The sequence below is a fragment of the Lachnospira pectinoschiza genome, from assembly GCF_900103815.1.
In the GTDB taxonomy this organism is placed as follows: domain Bacteria; phylum Bacillota; class Clostridia; order Lachnospirales; family Lachnospiraceae; genus Lachnospira; species Lachnospira pectinoschiza_B.
In genome coordinates, this window is record NZ_FNHZ01000003.1 from 114,902 (window position 1) to 134,021 (window position 19,120).

The 19,120-nt window shown below is 36.4% G+C and carries 17 protein-coding genes; all 17 read right to left on the minus strand.

Going from position 1 to position 19,120, the window contains the following annotated elements:
• Window positions 1–37: 37 nt before the first annotated feature.
• The gene (locus BLQ66_RS06340) at window positions 38–3,397 is read right to left on the minus strand and encodes an ATP-binding protein (RefSeq protein ID WP_074521451.1); all 3,360 of its coding nucleotides are present in this window, start codon (window positions 3,395–3,397) and stop codon (window positions 38–40) included.
• A 60-nt stretch (window positions 3,398–3,457) separates the two neighbouring features.
• Window positions 3,458–5,152 carry an EAL domain-containing protein gene (locus BLQ66_RS06345; RefSeq protein WP_074521452.1) on the minus strand — a complete coding sequence of 565 codons (1,695 nt, stop codon included), beginning with the start codon at window positions 5,150–5,152 and terminating at the stop codon, window positions 3,458–3,460.
• 239 nt (window positions 5,153–5,391) lie between these two features.
• On the minus strand, window positions 5,392–6,843 hold the full coding sequence (locus BLQ66_RS06350) for an aminoacyl-histidine dipeptidase (RefSeq protein WP_074521453.1): 1,452 nt from the start codon (window positions 6,841–6,843) through the stop codon (window positions 5,392–5,394).
• A 116-nt stretch (window positions 6,844–6,959) separates the two neighbouring features.
• Window positions 6,960–7,424 (minus strand): MarR family winged helix-turn-helix transcriptional regulator, encoded by a 465-nt coding sequence (locus tag BLQ66_RS06355; protein ID WP_027431586.1) that lies wholly within the window; start codon window positions 7,422–7,424, stop codon window positions 6,960–6,962.
• Between the two features lie 347 nt (window positions 7,425–7,771).
• Window positions 7,772–8,209: a 3-hydroxyacyl-ACP dehydratase FabZ gene (gene fabZ, locus BLQ66_RS06360; RefSeq protein ID WP_027431585.1), complete on the minus strand. Its 438-nt coding sequence runs from the start codon at window positions 8,207–8,209 to the stop codon at window positions 7,772–7,774.
• A 32-nt stretch (window positions 8,210–8,241) separates the two neighbouring features.
• Complete coding sequence (gene fabF / locus BLQ66_RS06365) at window positions 8,242–9,495, minus strand: beta-ketoacyl-ACP synthase II (RefSeq protein ID WP_074521454.1); 1,254 nt, start codon at window positions 9,493–9,495, stop codon at window positions 8,242–8,244.
• Between the two features lie 265 nt (window positions 9,496–9,760).
• Window positions 9,761–10,498, minus strand: coding sequence for a 3-oxoacyl-[acyl-carrier-protein] reductase (gene fabG, locus BLQ66_RS06370; RefSeq protein ID WP_074521455.1), 738 nt, complete (start codon window positions 10,496–10,498; stop codon window positions 9,761–9,763).
• Window positions 10,498–11,487, minus strand: a complete 990-nt coding sequence (locus BLQ66_RS06375) for an ACP S-malonyltransferase (RefSeq protein WP_074521456.1) — start codon at window positions 11,485–11,487, stop codon at window positions 10,498–10,500. Before BLQ66_RS06375 ends, fabG begins: the two co-directional genes overlap by 1 nt.
• A 10-nt stretch (window positions 11,488–11,497) precedes the next feature.
• Entirely contained in the window at window positions 11,498–12,436 is a 939-nt protein-coding gene (locus tag BLQ66_RS06380) for a nitronate monooxygenase (protein WP_074521457.1), read from the minus strand.
• Between the two features lie 13 nt (window positions 12,437–12,449).
• The gene (locus BLQ66_RS06385) at window positions 12,450–13,418 is read right to left on the minus strand and encodes a beta-ketoacyl-ACP synthase III (RefSeq protein ID WP_074521458.1); all 969 of its coding nucleotides are present in this window, start codon (window positions 13,416–13,418) and stop codon (window positions 12,450–12,452) included.
• Window positions 13,406–14,266 (minus strand): acetyl-CoA carboxylase carboxyltransferase subunit alpha, encoded by an 861-nt coding sequence (locus BLQ66_RS11775; protein WP_083330290.1) that lies wholly within the window; start codon window positions 14,264–14,266, stop codon window positions 13,406–13,408. Before BLQ66_RS11775 ends, BLQ66_RS06385 begins: the two co-directional genes overlap by 13 nt.
• Window positions 14,267–14,278: 12 nt before the next feature.
• On the minus strand, window positions 14,279–15,028 hold the full coding sequence (locus tag BLQ66_RS11780; RefSeq protein WP_051195442.1) for an acetyl-CoA carboxylase carboxyltransferase subunit beta: 750 nt from the start codon (window positions 15,026–15,028) through the stop codon (window positions 14,279–14,281).
• Window positions 15,029–15,049: 21 nt separating this feature from the next.
• Window positions 15,050–16,432: an acetyl-CoA carboxylase biotin carboxylase subunit gene (gene accC, locus BLQ66_RS06395; RefSeq protein ID WP_074521459.1), complete on the minus strand. Its 1,383-nt coding sequence runs from the start codon at window positions 16,430–16,432 to the stop codon at window positions 15,050–15,052.
• Window positions 16,414–16,881 carry an acetyl-CoA carboxylase biotin carboxyl carrier protein gene (locus BLQ66_RS06400; RefSeq protein WP_180364704.1) on the minus strand — a complete coding sequence of 156 codons (468 nt, stop codon included), beginning with the start codon at window positions 16,879–16,881 and terminating at the stop codon, window positions 16,414–16,416. Before BLQ66_RS06400 ends, accC begins: the two co-directional genes overlap by 19 nt.
• Window positions 16,882–16,999: 118 nt before the next feature.
• Window positions 17,000–17,236 (minus strand): acyl carrier protein, encoded by a 237-nt coding sequence (acpP, locus tag BLQ66_RS06405; protein ID WP_027431578.1) that lies wholly within the window; start codon window positions 17,234–17,236, stop codon window positions 17,000–17,002.
• Between the two features lie 470 nt (window positions 17,237–17,706).
• On the minus strand, window positions 17,707–18,150 hold the full coding sequence (locus tag BLQ66_RS06410) for an Hsp20/alpha crystallin family protein (RefSeq protein WP_074521460.1): 444 nt from the start codon (window positions 18,148–18,150) through the stop codon (window positions 17,707–17,709).
• Between the two features lie 263 nt (window positions 18,151–18,413).
• Window positions 18,414–19,109, minus strand: coding sequence for an MIP/aquaporin family protein (locus BLQ66_RS06415; RefSeq protein WP_074521461.1), 696 nt, complete (start codon window positions 19,107–19,109; stop codon window positions 18,414–18,416).
• Between the last annotated feature and the right edge of the window lie 11 nt (window positions 19,110–19,120).

A 19,120-nucleotide genomic window follows, 5' to 3' on the forward strand; every position in this document is an offset into this window, starting at 1 on the left:
ATCCTTTTGTCCATTTCTGCCTCCAATTTCTCTCCTACTATAAAATAGTTAAGAGTTTCTCTCTGTCAACTCTATTAATCGCTTTAACTACTTCCTTATATTTTTCCTTCTCCGTATCAGGAATCTTATAATCATTTAGTTGAGTGATAATATCTTTGGCATCATCAAAATCGTCTACGCTTACCATTTCTTTAATGGCGCTATAGGCATCAGCTAAATCAGAAAGAGAAATCTCCTCCTTATCCTCTTCATTTTCCTCATCAACAAAGATTTGCAGCTTATCAATATATTCCCTATAAGTCTTAAGCAAATGTCCCGTCTTCTCTTCGATTTGCGCTATATTAAATTCGTTACCACACTGTTCTAGATACTTAGCTTGTTCAGATAAATCCATAGCTCCAATAAGTCTTGCAGAACTCTTTAAGGCATGAACAAGTATCGTATAGTCTTTAATATTATTTTCATTATAATACATTTCAATCATATCTGCATTATCTTTAATTGCTTCGTGGAAATTCTTAACTACATTTTCTAAAATCTCCTTGCTGCCGCTGTTAACTAAGGCCTGCTTTGCATCGATTCCCTCAATGGCATCAAGGGCCTTTAAAAATTCGTCTTCTTCCACATTTTCTAAAGGCTTATTAGCTTCACCATTTTCCACAAAGCCCTTATCTCCAGGATAAAGTAACTTATCCTCTGGCAAATATTCCACCAACATACTCTCTAACTGCGTTGCATTAATAGGCTTTGGAATATAGTCTGTAAAGCCCTTCTTTATATACTCTTCCCTAGCCCCTGCACCTGCATTGGCAGTTAAGGCTATAGCTAAAGTCTTAATATTTTTAGAATCCTCTCTTATCCTAATTTGCATAAGAGTTTCAATACCATCCATCTTTGGCATTCTGTGATCTAGTAAAATAAGGTCGTATACATTTTCCTTACACAAATCAATGGCATCAAAGCCGCTTTCTGCCGTATCAATCTGAATTCTTGTAAATTTAAGCAAACCCTCTACAACTGTTAAATTAATTGGTGTATCATCTACCACAAGGATTCTTGCCTCCGGTGCTTGGAAGCTTTCCTGATACTTCTTAAGCTTCTTAAGAGATTCCTTATAGCGCTTATTAAAGTCACCAATCGCCTCATGGCTTACAATATCCTGAATAATACTAAAGCCAAAATCAGAGCCCTTGCCGTATTCACTAGAAACCTCTAGCCTTGAATCCATTAAATTTAGAAGATTTTTTACAATACTCATACCAAGGCCAGTACCTTCAACATTTCTATTTCTAGATTCTTCAATTCGCTCAAATGGCTTGTAGAGCTTCTCCATATCCTCTGGCTTAATACCAATACCTGTATCAATTACGTGAACTGTCAGGCGAAGTTTATCATTTTCTAGGGTCTCACCAGTAATATTAAGAGTAATACTACCTTCGTTTGTGTATTTAACGGCATTAGTCAAAATGTTTATAATAATCTGCTTAATTCGAATCTCATCGCCATTTAGTAAATAAGGCATATCTGGGTTAACATTTACATGCAAATCTAGGTTTTTATTCTTAGCCTTAACATTAATGGTATTAATAAGATCATTACAAAGGCTGCTTAAATCGTAGTCCACATCAATGATTTCAAGCTTTCCTGCCTCAATTCTTGAGAAATCTAGGATATCATTAATAAGATTAAGTAAAGAATTACCAGAACTCCTAACAGCTGTGGCATATTCTAGGATTTCCTCACTATCGGTCTCTCTAATAATCATCTCATCCATTCCTAATATGGCATTAAGAGGTGTTCTAATTTCATGAGACATACTTGATAGGAAGTCAGATTTTGCCTTGTTTGCGCGATTGGCAACCTCCACCTCATTAATTAAAGTCTTCTCTCTTTCAAGGTAATCAAGCTGGTCTGTTACCTCAATTGTAACCACCTTTACAGCTTCGTAGAGCTCTCCAATCTCATCATTTGACTTAATATCAAGATTAGCCACCGCATCCTTTAAAAGCATTCTATTAGTGTCTGTCTTACCAATAAATCTATTCATAGTTGAGGCCATATTTGAAATCGGCTCAGTTATCCTCTTTTGCAGAATTCTATTAACTATTGAGGTAAGTGGAATTGCAAGACACATAAGCATGATAAATAACTTAATATCATAGGTTATACCTGAATAGTTATATACAAAATTTAAAGAATGATAATCCTGATTTTCTATCTTTTGTCCACTTTCATTCATAACATTTACTGCATTACCAAGAGATGGCAGCAGCATATTTGAAGACACAATAGCAAAAACTGTAAGGAAAGCAACAATTGAGAAGAGAAGAACCGTCATAATATTAGATACATTTTTCTTCTTCATAATCTTTCTTAAACGGTAGTAATCAAGGTACTGGTCCTTCATCTTACAATAACGGCCAATGTGCATCCTCTTTCTAATTGGAATAATTTTTAGGAAAATATATAAAATCATATGAACTAAGATATTCTTTATAAAGGAAGCAAGTATGCTCATAATAATTACATTTTCTCTACCCAAAGTCTTGTCTAATTGCATAATTACGTCATAGACCAAAATGTATAGTCCAGAATTAAAGATAAATAAAGCAAAAGCCCCTATTAAAGTGCTTTTTAGGTGACTATAGATTTCTCTATCCTTAAATAAACCTATAAAAAATATACCCACAACGTCAATAATCATAGCGTAGGAGGTGGATATTAATTCCTTAAAGAAAATCGTTGAGAAAAAATTTAAGAAAAATACAGCATAGGCATGGTATTCATCAAACAAAACTGCGATTATGCCATAAACCAAGGACGAAACTAGCGTATATATAAATATATCTAGATAATTTAGTCCCTTCATATTAATTTCATAATCTAGAAAAAGCACAAAAAGAAAAGCCACAAGACAGATGAAATATCTAAAGATGGTATTCTTTATTTTATCATTCATCTTAGGGTCAAGAAAAATAGGTGTCTTTTTACTATCAAGCACCGAAGCATTTTCCTCATCTAGGTCATGCATAAAGCCAGAAACCAAAAACACATCATAGTCATCATCTATATAGTTTGTAAACTCATTAGACTCGTATATCTCCTTGTGTCCTGTTCCACTCTTAATTAGTTTTTTCTTGCGCTTATATTCTTTAGTATTCTTTTCTAGTCTCTTCTTACAACGCTTTATTACCTCTTCATCCTGCTTTTCTAAATCTTTTAGAGCATTCTTTCTATCATGCTTATCATCAATGTTTCTTATACGCTCATATCTAAGATCATCCCTTGCTAGCTCGTCTGACATTCTCCTTCTAATCTCAATATTAGATAGGTTGTACTCAAACTCTAGCTTTCTAAGCTCGTTTTTCTTTAACTTATAATCACTTATAAAAGACATAGGCCATACCTCATAATCTATTTAGTAAAGCGGACATTCGGAATCCGCTTCGCTACTTACCTATGAACGCAGTGGCACTGCGTTCATCTTCTCATAAAGTTCTCTAAACTTAGTTAAAACCATAGGCTTTGAATAATAATAGCCCTGTGCGTAACGTATATCATAATTATCCACAAAGAATTTTAAAAGTTCTTCGGACTCTATACCTTCAATGCAAACTTCCTTATCTAGCTGTTTAATACAGTCAATTATAGCATTTAAGGTTATTTGTTTAGTCTTACTCTTATCAATATCCTTTACAAATTCCCTGCTAATCTTGATTCTATCTGCAGGATAATTAGAGAGCAGATTAAGGGAAGAATAACTGCTGCCATAATCATCAATAACTAGTCTTACCCCCTTATTAAACATAGTAATCATCTTATCCTTAATTTCTTCGCTTTCAAGAATCCTACAACGCTTTGTAAATTCTAGATTTAAGTTTTTATAAGGAATATCTGCCTCTTTTAAAATGCTATCAAGATCTGACATAAACCTATCGTTATGTAATTGCGCTTGAGATAAATTTACACTAATAAAAAAGTCTGGGTCCTTTCGAATAAATTCCTTACTATCTTCAATTGCCCTTTTAATAATCCAATTTGAAAGACCATAAAAAGCAACTTCCTTTTCTATCTGGTCAATAAAGCTTCCCGGCGCAATAGTGCCTCTCTGACTATCCTGCCATCTAAGCAAAGCCTCCATACCAATGATTCTATTTTCCTTAACATTCATAATTGGCTGATAAACAATTAAGAAGCCTCTGTAATTATCATTTAAGCAACGAATAACGTCATATAACATCTCTTGTTGTCTTCTACTACTTAGTAAAATGTTTTCGTTATAGTAAACAAATTTATCACTACCACTGTTCTTACCCATAGTGATGGCTTGATATAAAACGTTATTTATATACTCTGAGGAAGAAATAAAGTCCTTAGAATTAATCATACCGCCATATATTCCAATAGAAACCTTATTAGAATTAATTGTTAAATCGTTTTCTATAAAGTCCCTTATTTTCTCATATATTCCCTTAATTCTTTCTTCCATTCCCTCAACATCTTGGTCAAAAAATACTGCAAACTTTGTTCCACTACATCTATATATTATGTTAGAACCTGTTAATTCCTTTAGTTTTGCAGCAATCTGAATAATCAAGTCACTACCGTTATCATAGCCATAAGAAGAATTGATATAATCAAAATTTCTAAGGCCAAAAAACATAAGACCAAAGTTACGTTCTTCAGAAATGAAATTTCTTACCTTAGCAATAACTGCCGACTTGTTGCCAACTCCAGTTAAATCATCTACTTCCATATCTGCATCATGATTTATAACCACTCCAAGATAAACGGATGGCACACCATTTCTATCTCTTAAGAGCTTAGACCTTGTTGTAAAGGAAACATAATCCCCATTCTTATTCTTAATAAGATAATTACAGTTAAAGCCCGTAGTTTCCCCTCTAAACATGGCATCTGCGCCTTCTATATATCTAACTCTATCCCTTGGATGAACTAAAGCATTATAAAAACACTCTGCATCATCTACATCCATTTCACTAGATGGAAGACCTAAATATTCAGTTATTTCATCTGACCAATATACAAGCCCCTCATTGTAATCGGCCCAGTAAGGATAGATGTTTCCTGAAACCCCAGAAAAAATCTTAAACATCTCCTTAAAAAAAACAATCTTTTCCTCAATACTCATCTATTTTCCCCCAATAAATAGTAATTTTCATAATTTTATATTCAATTTTGATTTCGTAGTTTATAACTATATTTTATCATAGTAAAGTAATCATATCAAATGAATAGTTAAATATTTTGCCAAATGCTAGTAACTTATGAAAATGATACATTTTCATAAAAATAAAAAAAGCTAGGAGAAAAATCTCCTAGCTCTAAAGTAAAGCGGACATTCGGAATCCGCTTCGCTACTTCCTTATTCTACTTTAAGCTTGCAAGTACATCAACTAAGTAATCCCAAGTTCTCTTAACACTTACTACATCCATTGATTCGTTAGGTGTATGAACATCCTTCATATCTGGACCAAAGGAAACTGCATCAAGACCTTCAATCTTACCTGCAAATAAGCCACACTCAAGACCTGCATGAATAGCCTGAATTTCAGGATCATGGCCATACTGTCTCTTAAAGGATTCAACCATAACTTCTCTTAACTTAGAATCTTCCTTGTATTCCCAAGCTGGATATTCACCCATTGAAGTTACGCAACCACCAAGGGCGCTTGCTAAGCTTTCAAGTTGGCTATAAAGGTCCTTACTTTCAGAGGCTACTGAACTTCTTACTGAATAAGAAAGTGCAACTTCCTCTTCCTTAGTCTCTAAAATACCAAGGTTAAGGGATGTCTGAACAAGACCTTCAATATCAAAGCTCATTCTCTGAATTCCAAGTGGAAGGTTCATTAAAGCAGTAATAACCTTTGTTGTTGAAGCCTTATCAAAAGCAGATACTTCTGTTTCTGCTTCATCTACTAAGCTAACCTTAACACCTGCGTCTGTTGTCTTAAATTCATGTTTAAAAATAGCTTCAAATTCAGCAAGACAAGCCTTAACTGCATTCATATCTGTACTAGCATCAAAGGCTAATTCAGCCTTAGAAGCTCTTGGAATTGCATTATCCTTTAAGCCACCCTTAATAGATACAAGCTTAAAGTTAAATTCCTTACTTAGGGCGTAGAGCACTCTACCAACTAACTTATTAGCATTAGCTCTACCCTTATTAATTTCAACACCTGAGTGTCCACCAACTAAGCCATCAACAACTACTGTTGCCTTCTTAGCCTTAAGAGTTTCCTTTGCGATTGGAAGGTGAACTGTTGCTGTCATACCACCTGCACAGCTAGCAAGTAAGATACCCTCATCCTCTGAATCGATGTTAATCATCATCTTTGACTTAAGAGGTGTTGTATCAAGGTCAGCTGCACCAAGCATACCGATTTCTTCATCAACTGTAATAACAACCTCAAGGGCTGGATGAAGAATTGTCTCATCATCTAAAATTGCAAGAGCATAAGCTACTGCAATACCATCATCACCACCAAGAGTTGTACCCTTAGCGCTAATGATTCCGTCATTAACTTCAAGTCTTAATGGATCCTTGCTAAAGTCGATGTCGCAATCGTCTTCCTTCTCGCAAACCATATCCATATGACCCTGAATGATTACTGAATCTGCATTCTCGTAACCCTTACTAGCGTTCTTAAATATAATAACGTTATTTAATTCATCCTGAATATACTTTAAATTATGTTCCTTAGCAAATCCTACTAAATAATCGCTAATTCTCTTAGTATCTCTTGAACCATGTGGAATCTTAGTAATTTCCTCGAAATAGTAAAATACCTTCTCTGGCTCTAAACCTGTTAAAATACCCATTTCTTTACCTCACTTGTATAGATTCTTGCAATACACATTTACTTAGCCCATTTTATAATAAAATAGCCATCACTTCAAGACTGAAGTGATGGCATAAAAATTATTGATTTATTGTCTTACTGTGGTATTTCACGATTCTTGAAATCTGGTACCTCAGGCATCATCTCTGAAGTCATGATATTAAGAATTCTTGTAAGTGCCTCTAAATCTTCTTTTGAAAGGTTGTCTTTCATTCTCGAAATAACAGTATTTGCGTAATTTACGCTGAAATTGAAGTAGTCAAGATACTTATCTGTTACTTCAAGGTAAGCCTCTCGTCTATCTGCGCTTGAAGGAATTCTGTTTAAATATCCCTTCTTTACAAGGCAGTTTACCTTGTATGCTGCATTAGGAGGTGAAATACCAACAAACTTGGCAAATTCACTAATTGTAGGCTTGTTCATTGCATAAATAACTTCCATACAGAATGTTTCTACTGTAGTTAGAGTTGCTTCACGATTGCCAAAATTCACGAAAACATCCTTATAGAAGTGCAACTTAAACTTGTTATAGACGTCGAAAAATAGTTCTTCCATTGTCATTGTTTAAATCCTCCAATCATGAGTATTTTTATCTTTTAAGACAAAATATGCACAACGTCTCATAGCTTAACATGATTTTCTTGTAAAATCAATATTTTTACTTAAAAAATTACGAAAAATTTTCTAAACTAAAGTGCACGTCTTATAAGATTTAAACTTTAACCAATTGTCACCGAAACTTAACTTAAGTGTATTATATCATACATTTTTAAAAAAATCTAATATATCAATGAATTTATCAAAACCGCTTATTTACTGAATTTATTGAGCTATTAAAAATTTTGATAGCCCGCGAAGCCAGTAAACAAGCGGTTTCTAATTTTTGATATTTTTTGTAATTTTTTTGATTATTCGTTTCTGTCGCCAATAGCGAAAGTTAACTCACCCATTGCAGCAACCTTGCCGTCTACCTTAGCTACAGCCTTGCCGATACCAACGTTTGCACGTCTTGTAATAATTTCGCAGCTAAGCTCTAACTTATCACCAGGTACGACCTGTTTCTTAAATCTAGCATTCTTAATACCACCAAAGAATACTACCTTTCCCTTGTTTTCTTCCTCTGAAAGAAGTGCAACAGCGCCAGTTTGAGCTAAAGCTTCCATAATTAATACTCCTGGCATTACATGCTGTCCTGGGAAATGTCCAAGAAAATGCATCTCGTTAGCAGATACACACTTAACGCCTACTGCATATTCTCCTGGTTTATAATCTAGAATTCTATCCACTAAAAGAAATGGATATCTATGAGGTAAAATCTTTTCGATTTCGTTTGAATTTAATTCCATTTTTATGCCTTCCTATCTATACTATAATGTAATTATTCCCCTACTGCCTTAAATACTAAGGAAGCATTGTGTCCACCAAAGCCAAATGAGTTAGACATTGCATAGTTAATCTTGCCAGCTCTAGCCTTATCGCCTAAGCAGTAATCAAGATCTAATTCATCATCTAATTCCTTTGTGTTAACTGTTGGTGGAATGATTCCATTTTCCATAGCAAGGCAAGTAATAACAGCTTCAACTGCAGCTGAGGCACCAAGTAAGTGTCCTGTCATAGACTTTGTTGAGCTCATTACTAATTCCTTAGCATGGTCCTTAAATAAGCTCTTAACGGCTCTTGTTTCACCTAAATCGTTAAGGTGAGTTGATGTTCCGTGAGCATTGATATAATCAATTGCCTCTGTTGAAAGATTTGCATCCTTAAGGGCAAGTTCCATACACTTAGCAGCGTACTTTCCTTCTGGATGTGGAGCTGTAACGTGATGAGCATCACAGTTTGCACCATAACCTACAACTTCAGCTAAAATCTTAGCTCCTCTATTCTTAGCATGCTCGTATTCTTCAAGTACGAGACAAGCAGCACCTTCACCCATAACAAAACCATTTCTTTCTTTATCAAAAGGAATTGAAGCTCTGTTCTTATCTGTTGCTGTTGAAAGAGCTGTAAGACTTGTAAATCCACCAATTGATAACTCAGTAATTGAGCTTTCTGAACCACCAACTACCATTAAATCAGCATAGCCATCTCTAATGTAGTGGAAGCCATCACCAATAGCGTTACCACTTGAAGCACAAGCAGTTACAGTACAAGTTGTATAACCATGAAGACCAAATCTAATAGCTACATGACCTGCTGCCATATTAGAAATTGCCATTGGAATATAGTGTGGACTTACCATATCGTAACCACGCTTCATTCCTCTCTCATGCTCTCTTTCAGTTGTAGTAATTCCACCGATACCGCTGGCAATAATACAACCATATCTTTCTCTATCATCTGTCTCTTCGTCGTGCTCTTCGTTAATTCCAGCCATGTGACATGCATCTGTTGCAGCTGCAATAGCAAACTGGCTGTATGGATCTAACTTTCTAGCATCCTTCTTTTCTACATACTTTGTAATATCAAAATCCTTTACTTCTGCTGCAAGGCTAACCTTACGGCCTGTTGTGTCATATTTTGTAATCTGGTCAATACCACACTTACCATTCTTAACACTCTCTAGTACTTCCTCTAAACTGTTACCGATAGGGCTTACGATACCCATTCCAGTAATAACAACTCTCTTACCCATATTTATCCTTTCCTACTGCTTGCGACATTTGAGAACCCTCTCGCATTAGAATTTGCCTTTGGCAAATCCGCTCGGGGCTACATCGCAACTGCTTTGCAGTTGCGACATTTGGGAACCACCCGCCATTAAATCAGCCTTTCGGCTGAGGGCGGGGGCTACATCGCAACTGCTTTGCAGTTGCGACATTGGGGAACATCAGCCATTAGAATTTTGCTCGAGCAAAATCAGGCTGACGCTACATCGTAACTACTTCGTAGTTACGACATTAGATGCTCATGCCGCCATCAACGCTAATTACCTGTCCTGTTATATAGCTTGCTTCTTCTGAAGCAAGGAATGCTACTGTATTTGCAATATCCTCTACGCTACCCATTCTCTTTGTTGGAATTGATGCAATAGCGGCTGTCTTTGCATTTTCATTCATTGCTGCTGTCATATCTGTATCAATAAAACCTGGAGCTACTGCATTGATTGTTACCTTCTTTGCAGCAAGTTCCTTTGCCATTGACTTTGTAAGACCAATAATACCAGCCTTTGAAGCTGAATAATTAGCCTGGCCTGCGTTACCGTGAAGACCAACAACACTTGTAAGGGAGATGATTCTTCCATACTTAGCCTTAAGCATAAGCTTATAAGCCTCTCTCATACAGTAAAATGTTCCGTAAAGATTAGTCTTTACAACTGCATCGAAATCCTCATCGCTCATTCTAAGGGCAAGACCATCTCTTGTAATTCCGGCATTGTTTACTAAAATTTCAACCTTGCCTGTAAGAGTTAGGGCTTCCTCAAAAAGCTTCTTACAATCCTCTGAATTAGATACATTTGCCTGAACACATAAAGCTTCAACGCCTAATTCTCTAATTTCCTTTGCTGTCTCTTCTGCTGCCGCACTGCTTGAATTGTAGTTAATTACAATATTGCAGCCTTTCTTTGCAAGTCCAAGCGCTATTGCCTTACCAATACCCTTAGCACCGCCAGTTACAATTGCTGTCTGTCCCTTCATTAACTTGCCATCTCCTTTACTAGATTTTCATAATCAGCATAACTATCTATTGAATAGACCTTAACGCCCTCAACTGTCTTTTTAACAAAGCCAGCTAAAGTCTTACCTGGTCCGATTTCTACGATTGTGTCAACGCCTAAATCCTTAAGCTTTACAATAGTCTGTTCCATTCTTACAGGATTTTTAACCTGTGCAATTAATAGATCAGAAACCTTTCTTTCCTGCTTCTCATCTGCAATAGCATTGAAAAGTACTGGCTTAGATAACTTTCTTTCATCTACTAAAAGGCCATTGTTGTTGTCGTTAAAATATTCCTCTAGCTTTTTGCTAGCAGGTTCCATATAGCTTGTGTGGAAAGCTGAGCTAACCTTTAGAGCTACACATCTTTTTGCACCGACTTCCTTTAACTTTTCTTCAGCCTCAGTAACTAACTGGCTTGCACCAGAAATAACAACCTGACCCTTGCAGTTAAAGTTAGAGATTTCAACGCTTAAAAGCATCTCTCCCTTGCTTTCTCTTTCCTTATTCTCTGCCTCATATTTTTTATTTATTTCATCTAAAACTGGCTTAATGTCCTCACCTGTTAAACCTAAGATTGCACTCATCTTAGTATCAAGGCCATTAGCAGCCTCCTGCATTGCTGCACCCCTAAAGCCTACAAGCTTAACTAATTCTTTCTCATCCATAAGACCCGCTGCATGAAGTGCACTGTATTCCCCAAGTGAAAGGCCTGCAAGATAATCTGGGCTAATGCCAGCCTTGTTTAAAAGCTTTGTGACACCTGCTGCAAAAGCTGCAAGACAAGCCTGTGTATATCTTGTGTTATTGATTCTGCCTTCCTTATCTTCAAAACAGATTTCCTCTAAATCAAAACCTGCCTCGTTTCTAACTTCATCAAAAATGTTCTTAAAATCTGTACTGTTATCGTAGAAATCCTTACCCATTCCTACCTTCTGGCTTCCCTGTCCAGCGTAAAGAAATGCTATCATTTTTATCCTCCTATACTGCAATTGATGATAATGAGTTTAATCTTTCCTTTGTTTCCTTCATTAAGTCTTCAAGGATTGTCTCAAGTGGCTTAATTTCATTTAACTGACCACATACCTGACCTGACATTAATGAACCCTCATCAACATTGCCGTCAAATACAGCTTTTCTTAAAGAGCCAAGTGTGTACTTTTCAAGTTCATCTCTTGTAGCACCACTCTTTTCAGCTCTTGTATATTCTCTAGCCATCTTATTCTTTAAAATTCTAACTGGAGCATTTACAGATCTACCTGTAACGATTGTTCCATTGTCCTTAGCTTCAATAATGGCCTTCTTATAATTTTCATGAATTGGGCACTCATTACTTACAAGAAGTGATGTACCAATCTGAGCACCACAAGCACCAAGACTAAGGGCTGCTGCAAACTGTCTGCCATCTGCAATACCACCAGCTGCAATAACAGGAACATCCACTGCATCTACCATCTGTGGAACAAGTGTCATTGTTGTCATTTCACCAACATGACCGCCACTTTCTGTACCCTCTGCAATAATTGCATCAGCGCCACTTTCAATCATTCTCTTAGCAAGCATAACTGAAGCAACAACTGGAAAAACCTTAATTCCTGCTGCCTTAAATGAATCCATATACTTACCAGGATTACCAGCACCTGTTGTAACTAAGCTAATCTTTTCTCTGCAAACAAGTTCTGCCATTTCATCACAATGTGGATTCATAAGCATTAAATTTACACCAAAAGGCTTATCTGTTAACTTCTTAGCCTTGTGAATTTCCTCTTCAAGCTTTGCTGCATCCCAGCCACCAGCTGCAATGATTCCAAGTGCGCCTGCATTTGAACAATCTGCTGCAAACTGACCTGTTGCAATATTTGCCATAGCACCCTGAATAATTGGGTATTTAATATTTAAAATCTCATTAAGTAGTTTCATTTCATCCTCCTATTTACTTACCGCTATAATTAACTAAAATTCCGCCCCAGGTTAAACCTGCGCCAAATCCTACTAGGTAAGCATCATCACCAGTTTTTAATTTTCCCTTTTCCTGCATTTCCTTTAAAGCTATAGGAACGCTGGCTGCTGATGTATTGCCATAGTGCTCTAAATTCATAAAGAACTTTTCCTCTGGCTGCTTTGTGGAACGAATTACATGATTAATAATTCTTTTGTTAGCCTGATGACAAACAATATGTCCGATTTCTTCTAAGGAAATTTTACTCTCCTCCACTAACTCCTTAAGTAACTGCTCTATTGCACCAATAGCAAATCTATAAACTGTGTTACCCTCCATAGATAACTTTCTAGTGCTTGCAACCCCACCTGATATTAAGCAAATGTCATCGCCTCTTGTATGGCTTGCACTAGCATAGGCCTTAGTCTCATCGATTTTTACAACTGCTGCCCCTGCACCATCACCAAAAAGTACACATGTGGATCTATCTTTAAAATCTAAAATCTTACTGAATTCCTCTGCTCCCACAACTAAGGCGTATCTATCTTTTCCCTTAGTTAGTAACATGTCGTGGGCTACATTTAAAGAATATATAAAGCCTGAACAAGCTGCGCTTAAATCAAAGGACATGCAATTTTCTGATAAGCCTAATTCCTTAGCTACCATACAAGCAGTAGCAGGGAAAGCGTTCTTTGGAGTTGCTGTGGCTACTATGCAAATGTCGATTTTATTCAAATCTATTTCTGAATCCTCTAGGGCTTCCCTAGCTGCTGCAACAGCAAGACCTAACTGATCTTCTTCTCCCTTATATCTATCTTCTAAGTTACAAAGTCGTCTTTCTTTAATACCTGTTCTTGTGCTTATCCATTCATCTGATGTATCTAGAAATTCGCTGAAATCATCATTTGAAAATGTCTTTATAGGTAAGGCCTTACCTAAACCTACAATACTTAATCCGCCCATTTTAATACCTCACCATTAGTTGTTTCCTTTGGCGCTCTCTCGCCTTCAATATGACGATATTTTTCATATCTTTTTTGAACTAAATCTTCTTTGTCCATTTTCTTCAAAGAACTAAGTTCCTTTTCTAGCTTGCCATCAAGCTCTTCTATCATCATCTTGAAGCCGTCTTCACTAGTAATAGGCTTAACCTCGCTTATAACATCATCAACGATTCCAAACTTCTTAAGGCTATCTGCTGTAATATTCATTACCTCGCAAGCTTCCTTAACTCTCTTACTATCTTTCCATAAAATGGATGCGAAACCTTCTGGTGAAAGTACAGCATAAATTGCATTCTCTAGCATCCAAATTCTGTCTGAAACGCCAATTGCAAGGGCGCCACCGCTACTTCCCTCACCAGTTACAATACTGATAATAGGTACTTTTAAATTGCTCATCTTAGCAATATTTGTTGCAATTGCAATTGACTGACCATTCTCCTCAGCCTCCATTCCAGGATATGCTCCAGGAGTATCTATAAATGTAATTACAGGTCTGTTAAACTTCTCCGCTTGCTTCATTAAACGAAGAGCTTTTCTATAACCTTCTGGACTTGTCATACCAAAATTGTACTTTACATTTTCATCAAGATTCTTACCCTTTCTGTGGCCAATTACTGTTACTGGCATGCCATGAAAACTAGCAATTCCACCAAGTAGGGATAAATCTTCTTTTCCAAGTCTATCTCCAGAAAGCTCTATAAAATCATCAAATAGCGCATCAATGTAATCCATTACCTTTGGTCTATCCTTATGTCTAGCTGTCTGAACTCTTTGGTATGCGCTTATTTCCTTCTTCTTCTCCTTCATAAAGTCTCCTTTTTACAATTCCTTGCATCCGTGTAACTTCAAAATCTTATAAAGTGTCTCTTTCATCTCTTCCAAAGGAACAATCTTATCTACAAGACCGTGATCCTTTTGGAATTCAGATCTTTGGAAACCAGCTGGGAGCTTCTGCTTAATTGTCTGCTCAATAACTCTAGGACCTGCAAAACCAATTAATGCATTTGGCTCAGCTAAAATAATATCTCCAAGAGTTGCAAAACTTGCACTAACTCCGCCTGTGGTTGGATGTGTAAGAACTGAGATGTAGAGGCCTCCATTTTCCTTAAACTTCTCAACTGCCGCACTTGTTTTAGCCATCTGCATTAAAGAAAACATACCTTCCTGCATTCTTGCGCCACCGCTGGCCGAGAAAATAATAAGTGGAAGATTTAGGCTATCTGCTAATTCGCAAGCAAGTGTTACCTTTTCACCAACTACAGTTCCCATACTTCCCATCATGAAGCCCTTATTTAGCTCAACGCCAATAAAGTCGATTCCATTAATCTTTCCGCGGCCCACTAAAGCTGCGTCGTTAGAACCTGAGTTTTTATAACCCTCTTCTAACTTTTCTTCATATTCAGGGAATTCTAGTGGATTATTAAACTTAAAGTCTCCATACATTTCTGAAAATGTACCTGCATCGGATACGAAACGAAGTCGTCTTCCAGTCATAGATAGCATTTTATTCTTTGTACGAAGCTTTCTATAAGCTAATAAAACCTGTCTTTTATTGCTAAACATATTCATGTTAAAAGCTTCCTTTCTTCATTACTGAGCTTCTTTTCTGCTCTCCTTGCCCCACTTAATAATTCCTTCGCAATTCTTTTCAAGGAAGGAAGTATCAATTCGGCCCATGATGTATTCTGGGTTATACATAAGCAAATATAAGAAGTCGATGTTTGTATCTATACCCTCACATGTAAGCTCTTCAAGAGCTACTCTCATTTTTCTAATAGCCTCAAGTCTTGAAGGTGCATTTACAATAACCTTAGCAATCATTGAATCATACCAAGGACTTACCATTGCGCCTGAGTACATAGCACTTTCAACTCTAACTCCTGCACCACCTGGTAAATGAAGAAAATCAATTTTACCTGGATTTGGAGCGAAATCCTTTTCAGGATTTTCAGCATTAATACGACATTCAATAGCATAACCATGAGTCTTAATGTCGCTTTGCTTAAAGGAAAGTGGAAGACCTGCTGCCACTCTAATCTGTTCTTTTACAAGGTCAACTCCTGTAACCATTTCAGTTACTGGATGTTCCACCTGAATTCTTGTGTTCATTTCAATGAAATAGAAGTTCTTATCGTGATCAACTACAAATTCCACAGTACCGACTGAGGAGTAGTTAACTGCCATAGCTGCCTTAATGGCTGCCTTTTGCATTGCTGCTCTTTGCTTTTCATTAAGGATTGAAGCCGGTGCTTCCTCGATTAATTTCTGATTTCTTCTCTGCATTGAACAATCACGTTCTCCAAGAGAAACAATATGTCCATGTTCATCACCAATGATCTGGAATTCTACGTGATGAGGATTTAAAATGAGTTTCTCAATATACATTGAATCATCACCGAAAGCTGATAAAGCCTCAGCTTTAGCACTTTCAAAAGCATTAGCAAGCTCTGACATATCATAAGCTCTTCTCATTCCTCGACCACCGCCACCAGCAGAGGCTTTAATAAGAATTGGGAAACCAATCTTTAAGGCAATTTCCTTAGCCTCTTCAAGGCTATTTACTAGACCATCTGAACCTGGAACTACAGGAACGCCCTTAGATTTCATAAGACTTCTAGCTGTAGATTTCTCACCCATGTTTCTAATCATCTCACTACTAGGTCCAATAAATTTAATTCCTGCATCTTCACATTTTTTTGCGAAGTCAGGATTCTCTGATAAAAATCCATATCCTGGATGAATAGCATCACATTTATAACTAATAGCTGCTTGAATTAATGCATCCTGATTAAGGTAAGACTTTGTTGGGGATGCAGGTCCAATACAGACGCTAACAGGTGAAAAAGTAACTGGTAATGTGCCTGCGTCTTCGCTTGAATAAGCAACTACTGTTTCAATACCCATTTCCTGACAGCAACGAAGTATTCTCATTCCTATCTCGCCACGATTGGCAATTAACAATCTCTTAAACATATTAACTCCTGTCCATATTCTACAAATGTTTCATCAGAAACATTAATTTTCTCAACTACACCATCCTTTGGAGCTAGAAGTTCATTCATAACCTTCATAGCTTCAATAAGTCCTAGTACGTCGCCCTTCTTAACTGTGTCCCCTTCCTTAACGAAGTTTGGTTCACCTGGCTTACTAGCACTATAAAAGATTCCTGAAACTGGAGCTGTAACAAAGCTACCTTCTAACTTAGTCTCCTCTTTTACGGCTTCCTTAGGAGCTTCTACAGACTCATTTGCTGCAACTACATTTGATTCAGTGTTTACTGCAACTTCCTGTGGCTTAACTGCTACTAAGTCTTTATTTATATAATCAACTGCACTTGCACCAATATTCTTCTTAAAAACAAAACTAACTTTATTGTCATTTACTGACATTTCACTTAAGGAACTCTTTTCGAACTTGTCCATAAGTCTCTCTATATCTTGTATTTCTAAACTCATACCCTTATCATCACTAAATAGCATTATTTAGTCCCTTTCCTTAAAAATTAACGGGGCTTGTTAAATAACAAGCCCCTCACTAGCCTTAGGCTGCCTTATTAGCATCGATGTAATTTACGATTGCTTCAACAGTTGTTAAGTTAGGAATTTCTTCGTCTGGAATTGTTACGTTGCACTTCTCATCGATAGCCATTACTAATTCCATAACGTCTAATGAATCAATACCTAAGTCATTGATTAAATCGCTTTCTAACTTAATCTCGTCTGCATCAAGGCTTAATGTGTCTACAATAATCTCTTTTACGTTTTCAAATGTTGTCATAATAATTACTCCCTTTACTGTTTGATTTTTTTGTTTACAAATTGTTTAACTGAAAACGTTATGACTATAAAACAATTAAATTTTTTTGTCAAGCTAGTTTGAATATCAAAACAGTATACGTATAAATCCTTTAAAACCTAGTTTTTTAAACCACTTCTTAGCGTGGGTTTCCAATCTCGCTCCAGCACTTATTTTGATAGTCAAATAGTTGTATGCAATCTATTTATTTTTTTATACAATTTCCTTATGAATTAAAAATATTAGAAAAGAGCAAAAAAAAATAAACCCATTTAAACTTTTTAACTAGTCCTTCAAAAAAGTTTAATCAGGTTTATTATTTAGTAGTTGATTCTCATCATAAAACTAGCTGCCCCTAAAGGCAGCTAGCCAAGAAATTTTCTATTGTAAGTTTTTTTGTAATATTAATCTTGTAACATTAACTTGTATGTTTATTTTTAATCTATATTTGATTAGTCAATTGCAATGTACTTCTTCTCTTCAACCTTCTTAGTTTCAAGCTTCTTAGGTACAATTACATTTAAGACTCCATCCTTGAAGGATGCCTTAATATCATCATCCTTAATTTCATTTCCGACATAGTAGCTTCTGCAAACCTGTCCAGAATATCTTTCTCTTCTTAGGAAGTTGCCATCCTTATCTTTCTTTTCATCATCTGATTCTCTAGATGCCTCAATGCTTAAGTATCCATCGTTTAGAGAAATCTTGACGTCGTTTTTATCATATCCTGGTAAATCGATTGCAAGATCATAGCTTGTCTCTGTCTCTTTTACATCTGTGTTAAGATGTCCAAGACAAGGACTTACATAGCCAGAGAATAAAGCTGGTGTCTTATCCATGAAATCCTCAAATAAATCATCAAACATACCATTTCTAACTAATAATGAATTTAACATACTCAATTCCTCCTTAATCTTCAAGAGCTATTTTTTAACTTCTGTTCTTATCCTCTTGACAATTATGTTATAACACCTGTTAGCACTCACGTCAATAGAGTGCTAACAAAACATTTTATAAACTTTATTAAGAAAAAATTAAGCCTGCCCTCGAAATCACTCGAAAGGCAGACTATTACTGTATTTGTAATACATATTGAATTCTGTTTTGTTAGTTTAGTATTATCTATTACTATTCTTTTTTCTTATATTTATCTTTTATATTACTCGTCCTTACCCTCTAAGAGCTTTGTGCAAAGGGCTGCAAGAGCTGCACCAATAAGTGGAGCCACGATAAATACCCAAACACACTTAATAGGATCTGAGTTACCATCGATTGCTGCTACAATAGCTGGGCCTAAGCTTCTAGCTGGGTTTACAGATGTACCTGTAAGACCGATGCCTAGGATATGAACTAATGTAAGTGTTAAACCGATTACAAGACCAGCTACATTACCATGCTTAGCCTTCTTTGATGTAACGCCAAGAATTGCCATTACAAAAATATATGTAAGAACAATTTCAACGATCATAGCTGTTGCATAGTTGTCGCCAACACCCGATACGCCATTGCTTCCATAACCCCCAGTCATGTCCACAAGCTTACCTGTGTTAAATATAAATGCAAGAATACCTGCACCTGCAAGTGCACCTAAAATCTGAGCACAAACGTATGAGCAGAAATCCTTAATAGATAAATCTCCCTTAATCAAGAAAGCAAAAGAAACTGCTGGGTTTACATGGCAACCTGAAATGTTACCAATTGAGTAAGCCATAGCTACAATTGAAAGGCCAAAGGCAAGAGCTGTTAAAATGTAACCTCCACCCATTACAGCGTTACAGCCAACAAGCATAGCAGTTCCACAACCTAGTGTCACAAGTACACATGTACCGATTAATTCGGCAATAATTTTTTTCATACTTATCCCTC